Source organism: Pseudomonas sp. DCB_AW, assembly GCF_026240895.1.
GTDB lineage: Bacteria > Pseudomonadota > Gammaproteobacteria > Pseudomonadales > Pseudomonadaceae > Aquipseudomonas > Aquipseudomonas kermanshahensis.
Genome location: NZ_JAPFCE010000008.1, coordinates 64,721 through 84,758, shown reverse-complemented (window position 1 = coordinate 84,758; position 20,038 = coordinate 64,721). Strand labels below are relative to the sequence as shown.

The following is a 20,038-nucleotide window of genomic DNA, read 5'->3' as shown; positions in this document are numbered from 1 at the left end:
GTCATGCGGGGTCCTGGTAGGAGCAGCCTTGTGCTGCGAAGAGGCCGGTAGCAGCCCTGAAGATTCCCGGTTTGGTCACGGGCCTCTTCGCAGCACAAGGCTGCTCCTACAATGCGTAAGCCTGTTACAGCTCATCCACAAACGGCAGCGGTAGTTCGGCCATTTGTAGGCACTGCAAACGGTACTCAAAACGCAACCACAGGTGGTCAAAGAAGTACGCCGCCGTTTGGCGTTTGCGCCGGTAGAACGGTTGCTCCTCTTGCATCAACGCCAAGCGTGCCGCCCGGGCCCAGGCATGGCCGAGCAACACCATCGCTAACGCTTTTAGGAAGTCACCCGCTGCCCGGTAGGCATATTCCCTGTCATCATGCCGCACAAGCCCACGCACCCAAGCGCGCAATCCGTCACTGGCTACGTGCAACTGCTGCGCCCAACGCCTGCCTTCGGCGTCACTCGCCAAGTCCGCATCTTCCAGCACGTAGTCGAGCAGCGCTTCCAGCGCCTCGCCACGGTCGCCCAACACCTTGCGCACGAGCAGGTCGTTGGCCTGGATCTCGTTGGTGCCCTCGTAGATCATGGCCACGCGGCTGTCGCGCACGGTCTGCTCAATGCCCGATTCGGTGACGTAGCCGTAACCGCCAAACACCTGCAACGCGTCACTGGCCAGCTGGAACCCTTGCTCGGTGAAAAAGGCTTTGACCACGGGCGTGAGCAAGCCGATGCGGGCCTCCAGGGTGTGACGGGCCGCCCCTTGCGACTGCTCGGCAAGGTCGAGCAGATGGGCACTCCAATAGCCGATGGCGCGCATGCCTTCGGTCAGCGCCCGAGACTGCCACAACACCTGACGCACGGCCGGGTGGAAGGCCACCGGGTCCGCTGCGGCAGCTTGAGCACCTTCAGGGCGCACCACCGCACGCATTTGCACACGCGCCTGTGCATAGGCCATGGCACGCTGCCCGGCGCTTTCGGCGTGGGCCAAGCCCTGCAGCCCAACGTAGGTACGGGCACTGTTCATCATCACGAACAACGCAGCCAAGCCGCAATGGGGCTCGCCGATGAGCCAGCCTTGAGCCTGGTCAAAGCTGAGGCTGCAAGTGGCGCTGGCGTGAATGCCCATCTTGTGTTCGATGCCAGTGCAATGAACGCCGTTGGGCTGGCCGTGCTCAGTCAATTTGGGGACCAGGAACAACGACAGCCCGCGGCTGCCCGCAGGCGCATCGGGCAGCCGGGCCAGCACCAGATGCACGACATTGTCGGTGAGGTCGTGCTCGCCCCCCGAAATGAACACTTTGTTGCCCGTCAGCCGATAAGCCCCCGCTTCATCCAACCGCGCCTGCGTGCGTAGCAGCCCCACATCGCTGCCGGCCTGGGGTTCGGTCAGGCACATGGTGGGCAGGCATTCACCGCTGACGATCTTGCCCAGCCAGGCCTGGCGCAGCTCGGCAGAGCCAAACGTGCGCAGGCACTCGTAGGCGCCATGGGCGATGCCGCTGTACATGGCCCAGCCATGGTTACAGGCGTAGATCACTTCGTGCAGCGCCGCGCCGAGCAGCAGCGGCAGGCCCTGGCCGCCGTGCTCCACTGCGCAGGTCAACCCTGGCCAGCCGCCCTCCACGTAACGCTGGTAGGCCTGGCGGAAACCTTTCGGGGTGGTCACTTTGCCGGCGTGGAAGCTACAGCCTTCGCGGTCGCCACTCATGTTCAACGGCAGCAACTGGTGTTCTGCAAAGCGCGCGCCCTCCTCCAACAGTTGGTGAGCCAACGCGCTGTCGACGCCGGGGAACCGCTCGGATTCAGCCCAGGCCGCCGGCGCTTGCAGCCAGTGATCGATCACGAAACGGATGTCTTGCAGCGGAGCGCGATAGGTAGACACGTGAACCTCCTTTTCAGGTCTTGGCCAGTGGGTTTTCCAACAGCAAGGCCATGCCCTGGCCACCGCCGACGCAGGCCGATACCACGCCATAGCGCTGGCCACTGGCGCGCAATTGCCGCGCAACGCTGATCACCAGGCGCAGGCCGGTTGCGGCCAGCGGGTGGCCAAGGGCGATAGCGCCGCCACAGGTATTAAGCCGTTCCGGCGCGATGCCCAACGATTGCTGCACCGCTACAATCTGCGCGCCCTGGGCTTCGTTGATTTCAAAGCAGGCGATGGCGTCCAGCGCCAGGCCTGCACGCTCCAGCAGCAAACGGATGGCCGGCACCGGGCCCAGCCCCATCACCTCAGGCGCCACGCCCACCACACTGCTGGCCCGCAACCAGGCCATCGGCATGCGCCCAGCCAGCTGGTCTGCCGAACACATCAGCACCGCCGCTGCGCCATCCACCACCGCACAGCTATTGCCCGCGGTTTGCACCCCCTGCGGGTAAATCGGGGGCAGTTGCTGCAAACGCTCGAACGCGGTCGCGCGCGGGTGGCTGTCTTCGGAGACGGCTTCAACGCCACGCGGCAGGCGAATGCCGCGTGGCAGCAAGCCGGGCGCTTCGAACACTTCATTGCCAACACTGACGCACTCGTCGGCAAACCACCCTCGCGCCCGCGCAGCCATGGCCCGCGCGAAGCTCTGGGCCGCCCAGGCGTCTACGGCAGCCCGGGGGATGTGACAGTGCCGGGCGATGTTCTCAGCGGTCTGGATCATGCTGATGCCAACAGCGGGGTCGAACAGGGCTTCCCAGAGAAAGTCCTTGAAGCCGACTTCGCCGCCCAAGCGAAAACCGCCACGGTGGGTGTAGGCCACGATCGGATTGCGCGACATCGACTCGGCCGCCACACACAACACCGTGCCCGCCTCCCCCGCCTGGATTTGCTCACCCGCCTGGCGCAGCAGTTCAAAACCGGTCGCGCAGATGCGTTGCACCATCAGCGCGGGTACTGCCTGGTCGACGCCACAGTACAGCCCGATATGCCGGGGCAGCATGTAGGCGTCGAAGTCAGCCTGGGCCATGGAGCCGGCCAGTACGCTGTCGACGTCGCGCCCCTCCAGCCCAGCGCGCTGCAACACTGCGCGGCCGGCCTTGATGCCCAGGTCGGTCGGCGAGACCAACCCGAATGCACCATTGAGATCGACCCACGGCGTGCGGATACCATCGAGCAACGCGGTCGCCGCAAACGCGCGGAATTGCCCCCGGGCCGTCATGGCGCGTCTACACGTAACGGCCCCTGCCCGGCGTACAAGCTGTCGATCAGGCCCTGGCGCAGTTGCAGGACCGCACGCTGGTTGATCGAGCCTTTGTCGGTGATCTCGCCGCGGTCGATGGACGGCGCTTCGTCGGCCAGGCCCGCGAACTGGATAAAGCTGGCGTTGCCCGTGGCGCCTCGGTTGAGGCTAGCCAACAGGCTCGACAGCCAGTCCCGCACGGCAGGCGATGCCAGCACTTGGGCGTCACTGGCCTGGTCGCCAAGCCCGGCCAACTGCCGGCACTCTGGCAACCGCGGGAAGATCAGCAAGCCCAGGCATTCGCGGTCAGGGCCCAGTACCACGACGTCCAGCACATAAGGGGCACCCTGCAGGATCACCTGGGTGCGCATGGGCCCGACGCTGACGAACACCCCGGAGGACAACTTGAAGTCCTCGGCAATACGCCCGTCGAACATCAGCCCAAGCTGCGGGTTGTCGGGGTCGCACAGGCGCACGGCATCACCGCTGCGGTAGAACCCTTCGTCGTCGAACGCCGCTTCGGTTTGCTGGGATGAGCGCCAGTACCCCGGCATCACATGCGGCCCGCGAAACCTCGCTTCGAGTTTGCCGTCCACCGGCACCAGCTTGACCTCGCAGCCCGGGGCCGGCAGGCCGATGTAGCCGGCGACCGACAGCGGCCCCGTGGTGAACGTGCACGACGGCGAGGTCTCGGTCATGCCCAACCCCGCCATCATGCGGATGCGTTCGCCACAATGGGCCACGGCCACCGCGTCAAGCCGGTCCCAGATGGCCTGTGACAACCCGGCGCCGGCAAAAAAGAACAGCTTCATGCGTTGGAAAAAACGTTCGCACAGGCTGCTGTCCTGCTCCAGCGCCTTGACCAGTTCTTCCCAGCCCTTGGGCACGGTCAGGTACGCCGTGGGGGAAATGTCCTTGAGGTTGTGCAGCGTCTGGGCAAAGCCTTGCGGCGTCGGCTTGCCATCGTCGATATACAGCGTGCCGCCGTTGTACAGCACGATGCCCACATTATGGCTGCCGCCAAAGGTGTGGTTCCACGGCAGCCAGTCGACCAGCACCGGTGGCACTTCGGCGAACTCCGGAAAGGTCTGCAACAGCATCTGCTGGTTGGCGCAGAGCATGCCTTGAGTGGTGACCACAGCCTTGGGCAGCTTGGTGGAGCCGGACGTGAACAGGAACTTGGCCAGGCTGTGTGGGCGCAACGCGGCAAACGCTTGGTCGGCGCAAGGGTGTGCGGCGGTGGCCAGCACCTCGGCGAACGGCGTGCTCGCCCGGCCTGGCAGTTCGCCCTCGCCCAGCACCAGTGTCACCGAGGGCTCGAACACCGCATCAATGGCTCTGCCATAGGCGGCGTCGGCCGCGAACACCAGGCCCGGTTGCAGGGTCTGGACGATATGGCGCAGCTTGCCAAAATCTTGGGACAGCAGTGAATAGGCCGGCGATACCGGGCAATACGGGATGCCGGCATACAGCGCGGCCGAGGCCAGTTGCACATGCTCAAGGTCGTTGCCCGAGAGGATCACCAGCGGGCGTTCGGCGCTCAGGCCTTGATCCAGCAACCAGGTGGCGATGCATCGAACACGCTGCAACATGGCGGCGTAAGTAATGTGCTGCCACTCGCCATCGGCACCACGGCGGGCGACGAACGTTTGCTCGCCACGCTGTTCGGCCCAATGCAGCAAGCGCTCCATCAGCCGTGCCGGGTAAGCAGCAAGGGGTTCCACAGGGTCCAGGTAGAGGATGTCGCCTTGCTGGCGCACCTGTACCTGAGGCTGCCCGATCTTGACGGCGCGCAAGGGCGCACGCTGGGCAACGGAGAGGGTTTCGCAGACCATGAAGGCTACCTCTGCCTTAGTGCGCCCGAGGGCCGAGAGGCCCGCGGGTGCATTCGCTATTGTTGTTGTGAGTGCGTGGGTTAGATCGGGTAGTGCCGGGCGCCTTGCTGCACGGTAACCCAGCGCAGCTGGGTAAAGGCGTCGATCGCCGCCGTGCTGCCGAAGCTGCCGTAACCACTGGCCTTGACCCCGCCAAAAGGCATCTGCGCCTCGTCATGCACGGTCGGGCCATTGATATGGCAGATGCCCGACTCCAGGCGCTGGGCAAGGGCCAGGGCGCGCTGGGTGTCACGGCTGAAAATCGCCGCGCTCAGGCCAAACTCGGAGTCGTTGGCCAGGGCCAGCAGCGCTTCGTCACCGCTGGCGCGCAGCACCACCGCGACGGGGCCGAACGACTCTTCGCGGTACAGCTTCATGTCGGCATTGACCTGGTCGAGCAGCACCGGCTGCATAACGCTGCCCGTGCGCTCACCGCCCGCCACCAGGGTCGCGCCCTTGCTGACAGCGTCATCAACCAGCACCTGTATGCGCTCACCGGCCCCGGCATCGATCAATGAACCCAGCGGCGCATCGGTTTGTGCAGGGTCCGCTGCGCGCAAGCTGCGGACTTTTTCACCGAGCTTGGCGACGAATGCATCGGCCACGGCCTGGTCGACGATCAGCCGCTCGGTGGACATGCAGATCTGGCCCTGGTTGAAGTAGGCGCCAAACGCTGCGGCATCGACCGCGGCATCCAGGTCGGCATCGGCCAGCACCAGGAACGGCGCCTTGCCGCCCAGTTCGAGCACTGCAGGCTTCAAGTGACGCGCCGCCAATTGCCCAACGATGCGCCCTACATGGGTAGACCCGGTGAAATTCACCCGGCGCACCGCTGGGTGCGCGATCAGCCGCTCGACCACCGCCGGCGCATCGTGCGGGGCGTTGCTGATCACGTTGACCACGCCATCCCCCAAACCGGCCGCCTGCAACACCTGGCCGATCAGGCCATGTACCGCCGGGCTGGCTTCGGAGGCCTTGAGTACCACGGTGTTACCGCACGCCAAGGGCATGGCGATGGCGCGTGTGGCCAGAATCACCGGTGCATTCCACGGCGCGATGCCCAGCACCACGCCGCAAGGTTGACGCAGGGCCATGGCAAAGCTGCCGGGCACGTCGGAGGGGATGACGCTGCCCTGGATCTGGGTGGTCATCGACGCTGCTTCACGCAGGATGTTGGCCGCCAGCATCACGTTGAAGCCGTACCAATTGGCCTTCGCCCCCGTTTCCCCGGCCATGGCCAGGAATTCGTCACGCCGGGCGTCCAGCGCATCGGCCGCCTTCAGCAAGCGCGCGCGGCGCTCGCCTGGCCCCAGCGCAGCCCACGCGGGGAACGCCGCCTGGGCCGCTTCGACCGCCGCATCGGCGTCGGCCAGGGTGGCCGCAGCCACCACCGACACCACCTCGCCGCTGACCGGATGGCGACGCTCGAACGTGCCGCCGTCGCTGGCCGCACGGGCCTTACCGCCAATTAACAATGGCACCTCGAACATCGGGCATTCCTCTTTTCTGATTATTCGGGAATGAACGCCAAGATCACTCAGCGCTTGTAGGCTTGCAGGCCAGGCTTGATGCTCTTGTCGTCAAGGAACTGCTTCAAGCCCTGCGCACGCCCGTGCTCGGGGTCACGCAGTTGCGCCTGGTCGAGCTTGGCGTACAGGTAGTCTTCGTTCTGCTCCCAGGTCAACTCGCGGCAGCGCTTGAAGCCGTTTTTGGCGGCGCGCAGCACCACCGGGTTCTTGTCCAGCAGGTCCTGGGCCAGCAGTACCACTTCATCGCGCAGTTGCGCCAACGGCACGCTTTTGTTGACCAGGCCCATTTGCGCGGCTTTCTGCCCGTCGAAGGTCTTGCCGGTCATGATGTAGTACAGCGATTCACGGTGGCCCACGGTGTCGGCCATGGCTTTGCTGACCAGGTTGCCCGGTGGGATGCCCCAGTTGATTTCAGACAGGCCGAAGGTGGCCTCATCGGCGCAGATGGCCAAGTCGCAGGCGACCAGCGGGCTGAAGCCGCCGCCGAAGCACCAGCCGTTGACCATGGCGATGGTTGGCTTGCTGTAGAAGCGCAGCAGCTTCCACTGCCATTCCGAGGCATCGCGGCGGATGCGCTCTTGAAGAATCTCCGGGCCGGCGTCCACCTCGCGGAAGTACTCCTTGAGGTCCATGCCGGCGGTCCAGGCGCTGCCTTCGCCGGTCAATACCAGCACACGGGCGTCGGCGTCCTGCTCGACGGTTTCCAGCACATCGCGCATTTCACGGTTGAGCGTAGGGCTCATGGCATTGCGCTTTTCAGGACGGTTGAAGCTGACCCAGGCGATGCCTTGCTCGACGGTGACTTTCACGGTCTGCCAGCGGTTGTCGTATTGGCCCATCACACACCTCTTGTACTGATTGTTCGTTGTGGTTGGCCGAACATTAGCCCGGCCATTTAGTTAAGTCAATTAACCATTAACAAAATTATCTATTTAACTTCGAAGGCGTCGTAGACGACGGCATTGCCCAGGCGCATGGCACTGCCGACGCCCACCGTGCGGTTGAGCCAGGCGTACTGAGGGGCCGAGGTTTCAAAGTGCATCGTGATGCGGAACTGGTACAGGCTGGGGTCGACATCCTCGCCGGCAGCGACTTTTTTCATCACCTCGGGCGGGCCGAAGCGATAGCCCTCGGTACGCAGGTAGATCAACGCGCCGTCGTCGGTCTGCAGCAGGTAACGGGTGTCTATGATGGCGACGCCCTCGGGGGTAACCACCTGCCAGTCCGCGCCATTGTTGAGGATGGTGCCCTTGAGCCGGGGGCCTTCGAAATGCCCACCCGTGATGGGGATGATTCGCCGTTTGCCTTGTCCGCTGGTGGCGCCCAATTCCCAGATTGGTGCCACCAGGTCAACGCTGAAGCGCGCCAGCGGCTCGAGCTTGAGCGGCGGCGGTTCATAGCTCGCGGCCTGGGCCAGTGCGGCGCAGCTGCTCAAGCACAGGGCGATAAGCCCTTTACGCAGGCTCATGGCGCCACCCCTTGCGAAGCCGCAGCCTCGGTGGGCGGTGCACGCCGCCCCAGCAGCGCCATCGCCGCCACAGCCGCTACCACCAGGCCCGGCGAGGCCGCCAGCAACAAGCCCCCTACCCCGGCGCCAGCGGCGAGAATCTGCCCTGCCGCCAAGGGCCCGGCCATCGACCCCAGCCGGCCCACGGCCACCGACGCGCCCACCCCCGTGGCACGCACGTGTGTCGGGTACAGCGTGGGGGCCAGTGCATACAGCACCAACTGGCCGCCGATGGCGCAATAGCCGGCGGTAAAACCGGCCAACAGGATCAAACCGAAGGTGGTGGACAGGCCCAGCCCCGCCAGGGAGGCGAGCATGCCGGCGTAGGCGATCAACACCGCACGCCCAGCGTGCCCACGGTCCATCATGCGCCCGGTCAGGAATGACCCCGCCGCGCCGCCCAGGTTGAACAGGATTTGCACCGCGCCGGCCTGCGGCCGCGAATAGCCCTGGCCGATCAGCAGCGAGGGCAGCCAGTTCAGCAGCATGTACAGCACGGTCAGGGTGAAGAAGCATGCCAGCCACAGCAACAGCGTGCGGCTCGCCCGGCCGGGGCCGAACAGTTGCGCAGCCAGCCCGTTCTGCGTGCCGCTGGCGGCGGCCTGGGCGCGAAACGCTTGGGACTCCGGCAGCCAGACCATCAGCACAAAGGCAATCGCAATGGGCGCAAAACCGCCCACGTAGAACACCGTGCGCCAGCCCTCGCCCAGGCCCGCCATGCCAATCACCGACGCGATGGCGCCACCCAGCGGCACGCCGCAGTAAGTCAGGCTGACCGCCGTGCTGCGCAGGCGCTCGTGGGCGGCTTCACTGGCCATGGCGATAAGGATCGGCAGCGCCGCGCCCAGCCCCAGCCCGGTCATCAGCCGCGCCACCAGCAGCGATGGGTAGTCCCAGGCATGCGCGGTGGCCAACGAGAACCCCCCGAACAGCAACACGGCCAGGATCAGGATGCGTTTACGCCCCATGCGGTCCGCCAGCCAGCCGCCGACGAAGGCGCCTGGCAACAGGCCGAGCAAGCCGGCACTGAACACCCAACCCAGCATGGCGGGGGTCAAGGCGAATTCCTTGGCCATGTGGGGCGCGGCAATGCCGGTGGCTTGCAGGTCGAGCCCTTCGAGCAGCGCGACGAGAAAACACAGGCCGATCGTCAGTACCGGCCGGTGCGATTGTGCGATTGAACCACTCATGTGCAGCCCTCTTGTTGTTATGCGAATAGGAGTCAGAGCCTGAAGGTCGCACGTACCGACACCAGCGAGGCGTCGTCGCCCCCGGCATCGCGGATGGCGGCGCCGATGTCGTAGTACTTCAGGTCCAGGTCGAGCGTCAGGTTAGGCGTCGCCAACCAGCGGGTATTGACGCGGTAAATGGTGCCCACGTGTCGGCCGGTGTCGCGGGTGTTGGCGAGGATGCTCATGCCGGGCATGTATACGCCGTCATGGGTGTTCTGCTTCCACACCTCGAAGATACCGGGTTCGAAACGCAGGGTGCGCCAGGGTGAAAAGCCAAAGGTCGGGCCAATGACGAGGATGTTGCTCAAGGTGGTCAGGCTGGCCTCGCCGTACACGCCGTTGCGCGGGTACAACGGGTCGAAGGTACCGACTTTGCCATCGCCCAGGTCGCCGTCACCGCTGGCCGCATCCAGGCGCATGGCCAGGCGTGGGGCCCAGGGGTGGTTGAAGGTGTAGCCGGTGTCGCTGGACACCGCCCAGGCACGAATGGAGGCGTTGCCCAAGTGCCCATTTTGGCCGGCCAAGTCCCAACTCCAGTCCAGGGCTTGGTAGCGGCCGAACAGGCGGGTGCCGAACGTGTAGCGCTGTTCATCACCGGTTTCACCCGCCAGGGCGCGGTCGTCGGTTTCCAGGCCAAAGGCGAACAGGTCAATGTTCCAGGCCTGGGTCAACGGCAGGGTGCCGTACAGGCCATAGAACTTGACCCCGTTGTTACTGCCGTCATCCCAGCTGTCCTCGCCGGTCTTCACCGGCCGTACCGCAAAGGCATCGAGCTTGCGCCCGTCCTTGAGGTTGAGGCTGGTGCGCAGGCCGTCGAAGGTCTGGCGGATGTTGGGGGAGTCGCGGTAGGTGACGAACACCTGGTTGCCGAACGCCATCTCCTGGCGGCCGACACGGGCCGTGTAACGCCCGCCGTCAATGTCATGGTTCAGGTCGATAAAGGCCTGGCGCACTTCGTTGCGGCTTTCGTCGTTGGGTGAGTACAGGTCCTTGCCGAACGCGCGGGTGTTCTCGACTTGCACAAAGGCACGCAGCGCATCGTCGAACAGGTGCAGGTCGGCATGGGCTTGCAGGCGCTGCATCAGGTAGGAGTCGTCTTTGATCCCGCGCAGGCCGAAGAAGGGTTTGTCCAGTGAATCGGCGCGATAGCGCGCTTCCGCGCCCAGTTGCAGCCATGCGCTTTCGGACAGGCGATGGTAACGCAGGCCATCGAAAGGATCGCGGGCTTTACCTGGGTCATCCAGAAAGCGGTAATCCTCGACCCAGCGCGGCGCGCCAGGCCGCCCTGGGCGGCTGTCTTCCAGGGGGCTCGCCGCTTGTGAAAGCTGGGCGATTGATAACAGCGCCAGGGACAGACATGCCCCCGTCAGCGGCTTCGTCATCAGAATATCCTTTCTTGTTGTTGTGAAAATGGATAACTCTGTTAACGATTATTTTGTTTAACGATGATGGCGTCAATAGCCGTCAGCGCTTATCGCATACAACGGGGCGCGATCACTGTTCGCTGATCGAACAGTTTTTAAACCCGCTATTTAGGCGGATTGCCTGAATGAACCCGGACAGAAGCGTTTCAGCCAGGGTCGTCGCCGGCCTTCATTACTTGACAAGATAATTAAATAAAAAAATCATGTAGTGCACCCAACCCACAATAATAAAGAGAAAACCATGATCCCCTCCAAGCCCTTGCTCGCTTTCAGCCTGCTGCTGCTCGGCGCCAGCCAAGCGTTCGCCGCGCCAACCGTTAAACAACCCAACATTTTGCTCGTGGTCGCGGATGACCTGGGGTTTTCCGACCTGTCTGCGCTGGGCAGCGAGATTGCGACCCCGCACCTGGACAAGCTGCTGGCCGACGGGCGCCTGATGCTCGACTTCCATGCCTCACCCAGCTGCTCGCCCACCCGCGCCATGCTGATGTCCGGCAACGACCCGCACCTGTCCGGGGTCGGCATGATGGCCGAGTCGCGTGGGCGCCTGCCGGCGGGCAGCGAGGTGCAACCGGGGTATGAAGGGGTGCTGGGCGCCAATGTGGCCACGCTCGCCGAGTTGTTGCGCGATGCCGGTTATCGCACCTACATCGCTGGCAAATGGCACCTGGGCATGACGCCCGCGCAGCAGCCGCAAAACCGCGGCTTCGACCAGGCGTACGTGTTGCTGGAAGGCGGTGCGGCGCACTTCAAGCAAACCAACATGGGCCTGCTGCCCAACTACAGCTGGAGCTTCCGCCACAACGGCGAGCCGGTGGAACTGCCCAACGACTTCTACTCGACCCGCTGGTTCACTGACCGCCTGATCGACGTCATCGACCAGGGCAAGGCAAGCCAAAAGCCCTTCTTCGCGTTCGCCGCCTACACCGCACCGCACTGGCCGCTGCAAGCGCCCGACGCGTACCTGGCGCAGTACCGTGGCCGCTATGACCAAGGCTACGAACAGATCGCGCGCGAGCGGCTGCAGCGCCAGCGCAAGGCCGGGCTGGTGCCTGCGGACTTCCCGATGGAGCCACAACTCGAAGGTGTGCCCAGCTGGGCGTCGCTGACCCCGGAGCAACGGCAACAGTCAGCACGCACCATGGAGGTGTATGCCGCGATGGTGGCAGCACTGGACGCCGAGGTGGGCCGCCTGGTGGACCACCTGCGTGAAACCGGCGAGCTGGACAACACCCTGGTGTTGTTCATGTCTGACAATGGCCCGGAAAACGCCAACCGCGTCGATCCGGAATGGATCAAACGCAATTTCGATAACCGCCTGGACAACTACGGCCGGCCTGATTCGTTCCTGATGATCGGCTCGGCATGGGCCCAGGTCAGCGCCCTGCCCAGCCGCCGCTACAAGATGACCACCTACCAGGGTGGCATCCGCGTACCGGCCTTCGTCCACTACCCGGCCACGATAAAACCCGGGCGCAGCGAAGAACTGGCCAGCGTGCGCGACATCATGCCGACCTTGCTGCAACTGGCCGGTGCTTCACTGCCTGGCATCAAGTACCGCGACCGTGACATCGTGCCACCGCAAGGCACCTCGGCCCTGGCTTACCTTGAAGGCCGGGACACGCAGATCCACCCCCGCGACGAGGCCATGGGCTGGGAAATCAACGGGAACGCCTCACTGCGCAAGGGCAACCTCAAACTGCTGTTCGACACCACCGACGCTGCACCGGCGTGGCGCTTGTTCGATTTGAGCAAGGACCCAGGCGAGCACCATGACCTGGGCGCACAACAGCCCCAGCAAGTGGCCGAACTGCTGCGCGACTGGAAAAGCTACGCCCAGCGCAACAACATCGTTATCACGACCGAGGGCCAGCCTGTTTCCCCCGCGCTGGTCAGCAAGCCATGACACCCCGGCTGCTCGGGGGCGCGGCACTCGCCCTCGGCGTGCTTGCCGCCGCCTATGCGGCATGGCCCGCAGCCCCTGCACCGGCGCTGCTGTGCAGCGGTTACAGCGGTGTACCCGCGCCCCGCGAGGGGCCGTGGCGCGACGGCATGGTGCGGCTGCCCGGTGGCACCTTCAGCTTCGGCTCAAGCCGCTTTTACAGTGAAGAAGGCCCACCGCACCCGGCCAAGGTTTCGGCCTTCTGGATCGACGTGCACCCGGTCACCAATGCCCAGTTCGCCCGCTTCGTGCAGGCCACCGGCTACGTGACCCAGGCTGAACAGGGCATCGACGCGCAAGCGGCCCCTGACCTGCCCGGCACGCTGCGGGTGCCGGGGGGGATGGTGTTCAAACAGGGTGCCGAGGTATTACGGCCGGGCTGGCAGTTCGTTGCCGGGGCGAGCTGGCGCCACCCCCTGGGGCCCGATAGCCATTGGCGTGAGCGGGCAAACCACCCGGTCGTGCAAGTGACCCTGCGCGATGCCCAGGCTTACGCCCAATGGGCCGGCCGCACACTGCCCACCGAGGCCCAGCTGGAATACGCCATGCGCGGTGGCCTGCAGGATGCGGATTTCAGTTGGGGCGCTACCGAGCAGCCCACAGGCAAACCCATGGCCAATACCTGGCAGGGCCAGTTCCCCTATCACAATCAAGCGCTTGATGGTTTCACGGGCACCTCCCCCGTCGGCTGCTTCGTGGCCAATGGCTTTGGCGTGTTCGACGCGGGGGGCAATGTCTGGGAGTTGACCCGCAGCGGCTATCGCCCTGGGCATGATCAGGCCCGCGATGCCACACTCGACCCACAAGGCCCGGCGCTGGACGACAGCTACGACCCTGCCCAACCCGGCACACCAGTGGCGGTGATCAAAGGCGGGTCACACCTGTGCTCGGCGGATGCGTGCATGCGCTATCGGCCTTCGGCACGGCAACCGCAGACGGTGTACCTGGCCACGTCTCATGTCGGGTTTCGGACGGTGCGGCAAGCAGAGGGCGAGTGAAGCTGCCTATAGCGCTGCAGCCTGCGCCAGCCGCTGGGTGGCAAGGCGGATTTCATCCACATCCAACGAGGCAAACCCCAGCCGCAAGGCGTTCTCGCGGTGGCCAAACGGTGAAAACTGGCCGCCGCCACGCACCACCAGGTCCAGCTCCAGCGCGTTGGCCGCTAACTGGTCGACGTCGAGGGTGTCGGCAAACTTCACCCAAAGCGCCAACCCGCCTTCCGGCTCCTGCACCGTTATCTGCTCGCCAAAGGCATCGCGCAGGCCACTCAACAAGGTTTCCCGTCGCCGCCGATACTCCGTGGACACCCGGCGTAGGTGCTTTTTCAGTTCGCCGTCATTGATCAGGTCGGCCAACATCCGTTGCATCACCGCATCGCCCTGCCCCAGGGTCAGCACCGCTGTGCGCTCAAGCACCTCGATCACATTCGGTGGCGCCACGATAAAGCTGCAACGGAAGGTACTGCCCAACGACTTGGACAACGAGCCGATGTAGATCACGTGGCGTTGCGAACGGTCACTGGCCAGCGGCAGATAAGGGCGCCCGGCAAAGTGGTACTCATGGTCGTAGTCTTCTTCGATCACGCAAAAATCATGCAGCCGCGCCAACTCCAGCAGTTGCTGCCGGCGTGCCGCATGCAGGCTGACCGTGGTTGGGAACTGGTGATGAGGGGTGAGGTACATCATGCGCACGTCGTGCACCCGGCACAGCGCGTCGATCTGATCGACCCGGCAGCCTTCCTCGTCCAGGTCAACGGTGACCAACCGCGCGCCCAGCTGGCGGAAAATCTCCCACGCCGGCGGGTAGCTCAGGCGCTCGACCAGCACCACGTCACCCGGCTTGAGCAAAGCGCTGGCCGTGAGGTACAGCGACATCTGCACGCCTTGGGTCAGGCAAATATGCTCGGCCCCCACGTTCAGGCTGCGGTTGTGGCGCAGCATGTCGGCCAATGCACTGCGCAGGTACTGGCTGCTGCTTTCGCAGTCATGGCGCACGGTGTTGGTGGTGAAACTGTTGCGCAAGGCCTTGCGGTAATACCGATGCAGCACGGCCTGGGGCAACAGGCGATGGTCACAGGCGCCGTTATCGAAAAACAGCGCGCCAGGCCGATGTTGCAGCGCCGTCACCTGCTCGCTGTTGGTGAAGTAGGGAACGGCAGGCGCCTCGTGCAGCGCCAGGGCAAATGACGGCGGCGTGCTGTGGGCGGCCAGCGTGCCGGCAGCGAGCCGGGTGCTGACGAAGGTGCCACGGCGTTGCACGCTCTCCAGCCAGCCTTTGGTAACCGCCTCTTCGTAAGCGAGGATCACCGTCTTGCGGTTGACATCAAGCAGTTGCGCCATTTCCCGCGTGCCGGGCAACAGCGTGCCGGGGCGCAGGCGGCCCTCGACGATCGCGGTCACCAGGCCCTCGACGATCTTTCTGTACGAAGCCTGCGGCTGAGCCCCGTCGAGCTTGAGCAGCGGCCGCCATTTGCGAAGCTGGACCATGTGAATTATCCAGAACTGGAGGTTCTTATGGTCCTAGTCTAACGCAACAATCAGGCCTCTCTCGCCCCCAATTCAGCCCTGAGGTGTGTGTATGCAGCAACGCCATGTCATTGAACTGTCGCCCTCGGGCAAACGCTTCGAAGCCGCAGAAGGCTTGCTGCTCGACGCCATGCTCGCCAGCGGCCTGTCGGTGCCCTTCTCGTGCCGCCGCGGGGCCTGCGGGTCGTGCAAGGTCCAGGTGGTGTCGGGCCAGTACCGGGACAAGCAGCGCAGCGCAGACATGCCCGCGCCCTGCTACCCCCTGGCCGCCAACGAGATGCTGCTGTGCCAGAGCCATGCCTGCAGTGACATGCGCCTGGAAATCCCCGGCTGGTCGCTGGACACGCCAACGCTGGCCATCACTGCCCATGTGCTGAGCCAGCGCGCCCTGAGTGTCGACATCAGCGAACTGGTGCTGCAGCCCACCCAGCCTCTCGAAGTGCGCGCCGGCCAATACGTCAGGTTCTGCCTCGACAATGGCGACAGCCGCTGTTTCTCCATCGCCAACCTGCCAGCGCAGGACCAGGGGCGCTTGGTGTTTCATATGCGCAAGGTCAGCGGCGGGCTGTTTACCGAACGCGTGCTGCCCACGCTGCAGGTGGGCGATACATTGAAGTTGGAAGGGCCGGTGGGCGCCTGCACCTGGCAGCACGAAGAACAACGCCCGGTCGTGCTGTTCGCCACCGGCACGGGCTATGCCGGCATCAAGCCGTTGTTGCTGACGGCGCTTGCGGGCCATGCCCCGGTTACGCTGTATTGGGGCGCTTCATCGCTGGCCGACTTCTATGACGGCGCGTTCCTCGACCAGGCAAGCCTTGCCCACCCACACTTTCGCTGGCACCGCGTGCTATCGGCCCAAGCCCGCGTGCAGCAGGTCGCGCTGACCCATGCCCACCGGTGGGCCGATACCCAGGTCTATGCCTGCGGCAACAGCGCGATGATCACCAAGGCCCGCGAACAGTGCCTGGCAGCGGGCGTGCAGGCTCACCGTTTTGTCGCCGAGGCTTTCGTTGCCAGCGGCGCATCGGCGCCGGCGGCTGCGTCGCTGAACACGCTGGACCCGGTGCTGGAAAAAGTCGGCCCACGTTACTCGTTGGACGGCATGCTCGCAGCCCGCGAGCAATCGGTGCGGGCCCTGGCAGCCATCGTCAGCCAACTGAAAGTCGGCATGACCACTGCCGAGGCGTTGCAGATGGCGGCCGAGACGTTGCAGGCGATGGGCGCGTCGCACACCTGGCACCCGACCTATATCCGCTTTGGCGACGACACCGTGCGCACACCCCGCCAAGGCATCGACCCACAGCGCCAACTGCGCGCCAGCGACATCGCCGTGGTCGACCTCGGCCCGGTGTGGGATGGCTACGAAGGCGACTACGGCGACACCTTCGTGTTTGGCGAGCACCCGCTGTATCACGCCTGCGTCAAGGCCCTGCACGACGTGTTCGAAGAAACGCGCCAAGCCTGGTGCGCGGGGCTGACCGGCCGTGAGCTGTACGACTTCGCCGAACGCAGCGCCCTCGCCAAAGGCTGGCAGCTGGAGCGCAACCTGGCCGGGCATCGCATTGCCGACTTCCCACATGCCCTGTTCGGGCAGGACAAACTGGCCGAGTTGGACATCGTGCCGAGTGAGATGGTGTGGGTGCTGGAGATTCAGCTGTGCCACCCCACCGAGCCGGTTGGGGCGTTTTTCGAGGACATTCTGGTTGGCCAAAACAGCCCACTTATCAATGAACAAAGGTCATAAGTACATGCCGATTCAGCTTGCCCGATTAGCCTGACCCAACATCATGAAAACAAGGCAAACAACTGACTGCGAAAGTGAATGCCAAGCCGGTCAAACGCCCGGTTGCGGTAGGTTTTCACCGTGCTCTCCTTGATGCCCAGGTCGGCGGCGATGCCGGCGTGGGTCATGCCCTGAAGCAGGCGGATGCAGATGTTCAACTCTTGCGTTGTCAGGTCGGGGCAGCGCTGGAGCAGCTGCTGCCGAGGGTCCTTGACGGGGTTCAGGGCTTTCAGCGCCAGGTGCCCACGCAAGAGCTGCAACAACGCCGGGCTGAGCGCTTCGCACATCTGCAGTTCACGGTCGTTGAAATAGCCTTGGTCGTGGTGGCGGTAGAGGTTGAACTGCACCGGGCGCGCCTGCTCGTCCAGGTACACACTGGACAACCGTTCGATCATGCCGTTGCGCTGGTAGATCGCCTCGCGGTAGGGCCCGTGGCGGATGTCCTGTGCGACCAGGTGGCCGACTTGCCCAGGGGCCGCCTTCAAGGGTTCGAACAGCGGGTCGTAGCGATGGTAGTGCTCGATGTACGCCTGGCCGCACCGCAGCACCAGGTTGGTGTCCGGGTGGCGGGTGCCGGCCGCCAGTAGCTGCGGCCGCGCGCCGTCCATGCGCAGCACGGAAAAATGCTGGCAAGCCGCCCATTGGCCCAGGCAGTCCAGCAACGCACCGGGAAAATCGGGCGTCCCCAGCGTACGGGTCAAGTCGCTAAATGGGCGTATTTCCGCGGGCACGGTCGATGCCTGTGGGGTGCTGAGACGAATCATGGCGGCACTCGGCTATTTATTGTTTTTGGATCGAGCGAACAGGGCCCGATAAATAGTTAACCTATTAACTATCAGTCTGCCGCCAATCATTGTCCTTGTCCACCTCACGGGTGACAGCCCTGCCAGACGCTCGTCCGTAAGCTGCCCCGACAACGACAATGAGCGCAAACACCCATGGACCTCCACCCCCTCGACCTGCGCGTCACGCGCTACGCAGCCGAAGCCAAGGACGTCGTTCTGATCGAACTGCGCGCCGCCGATGGCCGAGCGCTTCCGCCCTTCAGCGCGGGTGCACACCTGGAAATCCGCGTCGCCGGCGACCTGCCACGCCACTACTCACTGCTCAATGCACCCCATGAACGCGACCGCTACCTGATCGCTGTCGGCCTGGCGCCTGACAGCCGCGGCGGCTCGCGCTTCCTGCATCAGCAACTGCGCCTGGGCGACACCCTCGCCTGCAGCCTGCCCCGCAACCATTTCCCGCTGGACGAGCACCTGCAACGTTACTGCCTGGTAGCAGGCGGCATCGGCATCACCCCGATACTGGCGATGCTGCGTTGGTGCCAGGCGCACGACAAAGACTGGCGGTTGGTGTACTGCGCCCGCAACCGGCAACGCGCCGCGTTCTATGAAACGTTGCGCGAACTGGACCCTGCGCGGGTGCACCTGCACTTCAACGACGAAGCGGGCGGCCATCTGGATACCGCTGGGCTGCTCGACACCCTGCGCGACGACGAGCACCTGTACGCCTGCGGGCCGGCGCCAATGCTCGATGCCCTGCAAGCCGCTGCGGGGCCGCGCGCCGAACGCCTGCACATCGAACGCTTCAACGCCGCGCCGGCCAGCACCGAGGGTGACAGCGGCTTCACCGTGCACATGAGCCGTAGCGACCGCAGCCTCTGGGTCGCGCCCCAGCAAACGATCCTCGAAGCCCTCGAGCACCATGGCATCGAGTTGCCGTTTTCGTGCCGCGCCGGCCTCTGCGGCAGTTGCGAAACCCGCGTCTGCGCAGGCGTGCCAGACCACCGTGACCTGATCCTCTCGGACGCCGACAAGGCCGAAGGCCGCAGCCTGATGATCTGCGTGTCGCGTGCCCTCGGCGACAGCCTGGTGCTGGACCTCTGAACCGCCCCACCCTTCTTGAAGGAGCAAGCCCATGTCACTGCCAAGCAGCAACCTCATCGCGCATGCGCGCAAGGCCAGCGAACCGATGGCCAACCGCGAAACCCCATTCATCTACAACGAGTGGTACGTTGCCGCCTTCGACGATGAAGTCGGCCGGCATTTGTTGGCCCGGCGCCTGCTCGGCCGCCGCGTGGTGATGTACCGCACAGAAGCGGGTGAACCGGTGGCCCTGGAAGACCGCTGCGCGCACCGCTCGTTCCCACTCTCGCGCAGTCACCTGCAAGGCGACACCATCGTCTGTGGCTACCACGGTTTTCGCTACGACGCCGCCGGCGACCTGACCGAAGTGCCGTCCCAGAAAAACTGCCCGCGCGGCATTGGCGTACGCCGCTACCCGCTGGTGCGCCAGGGGCCGCTGCTGTGGATATGGCTGGGCGAGCAAGCCCTCGCCGACCCGGCGCTAATCCCCCATCAGGCGTGGATCGACGACCCGGCCTGGGCCTGCACCTCCGGGTATTTCCATCACCCGGGCAACTACGTCAGCCTGCATGAGAACCTCATGGACCTGACCCACCTGAGCTTCCTGCATGCCAACACTATCGGCACCCCGGACTACGCCAGTGCCCCGTACAAACTGGACCTCAAGGAAGGCCATTACACCCTGATCCGCGAAGTGGTACCGACCACCCTGTCACCGGTCTGGGGCAAGACCACAGGCCTGGAAGGCTGTGCCAGTGCAGCCCGCATTGCCACCTCGGAGTTTCTCTCCCCGGCCCTGCACCGGGTCAGCGTGACCTTCTACGACAGCGCGCAACCGGCCGAGCAACGCCAGCAGTTTCACATTCGTACCGCGCACATCCTGACCCCGGAAACCGCCAACAGCCTGCACTACTTCATCGTCCATGGCCGCGACTTTGCGCAACACGACGAAGCCTTGGGCGACTACATGCACGAGCAGCTGTTCGCCGCCTTCAACGAAGACGTCGAAGGGCTCGGGGCACTGGAAGCCGCGCTCGACGACCGTGACGACCACCACTACGAGATTTCCGTGGCCAGTGACGCGCCGGCGGTCGCCACCCGCATGTACCTTAAGAAACGTGCCGATGCCGAACGCCTGCACACCAGCCGCAAGGTCGGCTGAAGGCAGCGCAAGCCGCCGTCCATAACAACAATAAAAG

At 64.7% G+C, this 20,038-nt stretch carries 15 protein-coding genes; 5 read left to right on the top strand and 10 right to left on the bottom strand.

The window, feature by feature from the left end:
* Positions 1-124: 124 nt before the first annotated feature.
* From OO306_RS07865 to OO306_RS07830, 8 genes are all read right to left on the bottom strand, one after another.
* Entirely contained in the window at positions 125-1,873 is a 1,749-nt protein-coding gene (locus tag OO306_RS07865; RefSeq protein WP_265968255.1) for an acyl-CoA dehydrogenase, read from the bottom strand.
* A 13-nt stretch (positions 1,874-1,886) separates the two neighbouring features.
* Complete coding sequence (locus OO306_RS07860; protein WP_265968254.1) at positions 1,887-3,134, bottom strand: thiolase family protein; 1,248 nt, start codon at positions 3,132-3,134, stop codon at positions 1,887-1,889.
* Positions 3,131-4,990 carry a feruloyl-CoA synthase gene (locus tag OO306_RS07855; protein WP_265968252.1) on the bottom strand — a complete coding sequence of 620 codons (1,860 nt, stop codon included), beginning with the start codon at positions 4,988-4,990 and terminating at the stop codon, positions 3,131-3,133. The genes OO306_RS07860 and OO306_RS07855 overlap by 4 nt, the downstream gene beginning before the upstream one ends.
* A gap of 80 nt (positions 4,991-5,070) precedes the next feature.
* Positions 5,071-6,519 carry an aldehyde dehydrogenase gene (locus OO306_RS07850; protein ID WP_265968251.1) on the bottom strand — a complete coding sequence of 483 codons (1,449 nt, stop codon included), beginning with the start codon at positions 6,517-6,519 and terminating at the stop codon, positions 5,071-5,073.
* A gap of 47 nt (positions 6,520-6,566) precedes the next feature.
* Entirely contained in the window at positions 6,567-7,397 is an 831-nt protein-coding gene (locus OO306_RS07845; protein ID WP_033698578.1) for a p-hydroxycinnamoyl CoA hydratase/lyase, read from the bottom strand.
* 89 nt (positions 7,398-7,486) lie between these two features.
* Positions 7,487-8,026, bottom strand: a complete 540-nt coding sequence (locus OO306_RS07840) for a DUF3237 domain-containing protein (protein WP_033694340.1) — start codon at positions 8,024-8,026, stop codon at positions 7,487-7,489.
* The gene (gene mhpT / locus OO306_RS07835) at positions 8,023-9,255 is read right to left on the bottom strand and encodes a 3-(3-hydroxy-phenyl)propionate transporter MhpT (protein WP_099429657.1); all 1,233 of its coding nucleotides are present in this window, start codon (positions 9,253-9,255) and stop codon (positions 8,023-8,025) included. Before mhpT ends, OO306_RS07840 begins: the two co-directional genes overlap by 4 nt.
* Before the next feature lie 32 nt (positions 9,256-9,287).
* The gene (locus tag OO306_RS07830; RefSeq protein WP_265968250.1) at positions 9,288-10,679 is read right to left on the bottom strand and encodes an alginate export family protein; all 1,392 of its coding nucleotides are present in this window, start codon (positions 10,677-10,679) and stop codon (positions 9,288-9,290) included.
* 283 nt (positions 10,680-10,962) lie between these two features.
* Here OO306_RS07830 and OO306_RS07825 point away from each other — a divergent pair, with 283 nt between their 5' ends.
* Positions 10,963-12,627: an arylsulfatase gene (locus tag OO306_RS07825; protein WP_265968249.1), complete on the top strand. Its 1,665-nt coding sequence runs from the start codon at positions 10,963-10,965 to the stop codon at positions 12,625-12,627.
* Entirely contained in the window at positions 12,624-13,661 is a 1,038-nt protein-coding gene (locus tag OO306_RS07820) for a formylglycine-generating enzyme family protein (protein WP_265968248.1), read from the top strand. Before OO306_RS07825 ends, OO306_RS07820 begins: the two co-directional genes overlap by 4 nt.
* A gap of 6 nt (positions 13,662-13,667) precedes the next feature.
* Here the strand turns inward: OO306_RS07820 and OO306_RS07815 are convergent, their stop codons facing one another.
* Positions 13,668-15,149: a PLP-dependent aminotransferase family protein gene (locus tag OO306_RS07815; protein ID WP_265968247.1), complete on the bottom strand. Its 1,482-nt coding sequence runs from the start codon at positions 15,147-15,149 to the stop codon at positions 13,668-13,670.
* A 91-nt stretch (positions 15,150-15,240) separates the two neighbouring features.
* On the opposite strand from OO306_RS07815, the gene OO306_RS07810 reads away from it, so the two are divergent.
* Positions 15,241-16,932, top strand: coding sequence for an NAD(P)H dependent flavin oxidoreductase family protein (locus tag OO306_RS07810; RefSeq protein ID WP_265968246.1), 1,692 nt, complete (start codon positions 15,241-15,243; stop codon positions 16,930-16,932).
* A 41-nt stretch (positions 16,933-16,973) separates the two neighbouring features.
* On the opposite strand, the gene OO306_RS07805 is transcribed toward OO306_RS07810, so the two are convergent.
* Complete coding sequence (locus OO306_RS07805; RefSeq protein ID WP_265968245.1) at positions 16,974-17,735, bottom strand: LuxR C-terminal-related transcriptional regulator; 762 nt, start codon at positions 17,733-17,735, stop codon at positions 16,974-16,976.
* 174 nt (positions 17,736-17,909) lie between these two features.
* Between OO306_RS07805 and OO306_RS07800 the strand changes: the two genes are divergently transcribed.
* On the top strand, positions 17,910-18,860 hold the full coding sequence (locus OO306_RS07800; protein WP_265968244.1) for a PDR/VanB family oxidoreductase: 951 nt from the start codon (positions 17,910-17,912) through the stop codon (positions 18,858-18,860).
* 31 nt (positions 18,861-18,891) lie between these two features.
* Positions 18,892-20,001 (top strand): aromatic ring-hydroxylating dioxygenase subunit alpha, encoded by a 1,110-nt coding sequence (locus OO306_RS07795; RefSeq protein WP_238211427.1) that lies wholly within the window; start codon positions 18,892-18,894, stop codon positions 19,999-20,001.
* Positions 20,002-20,038 lie beyond the last annotated feature (37 nt).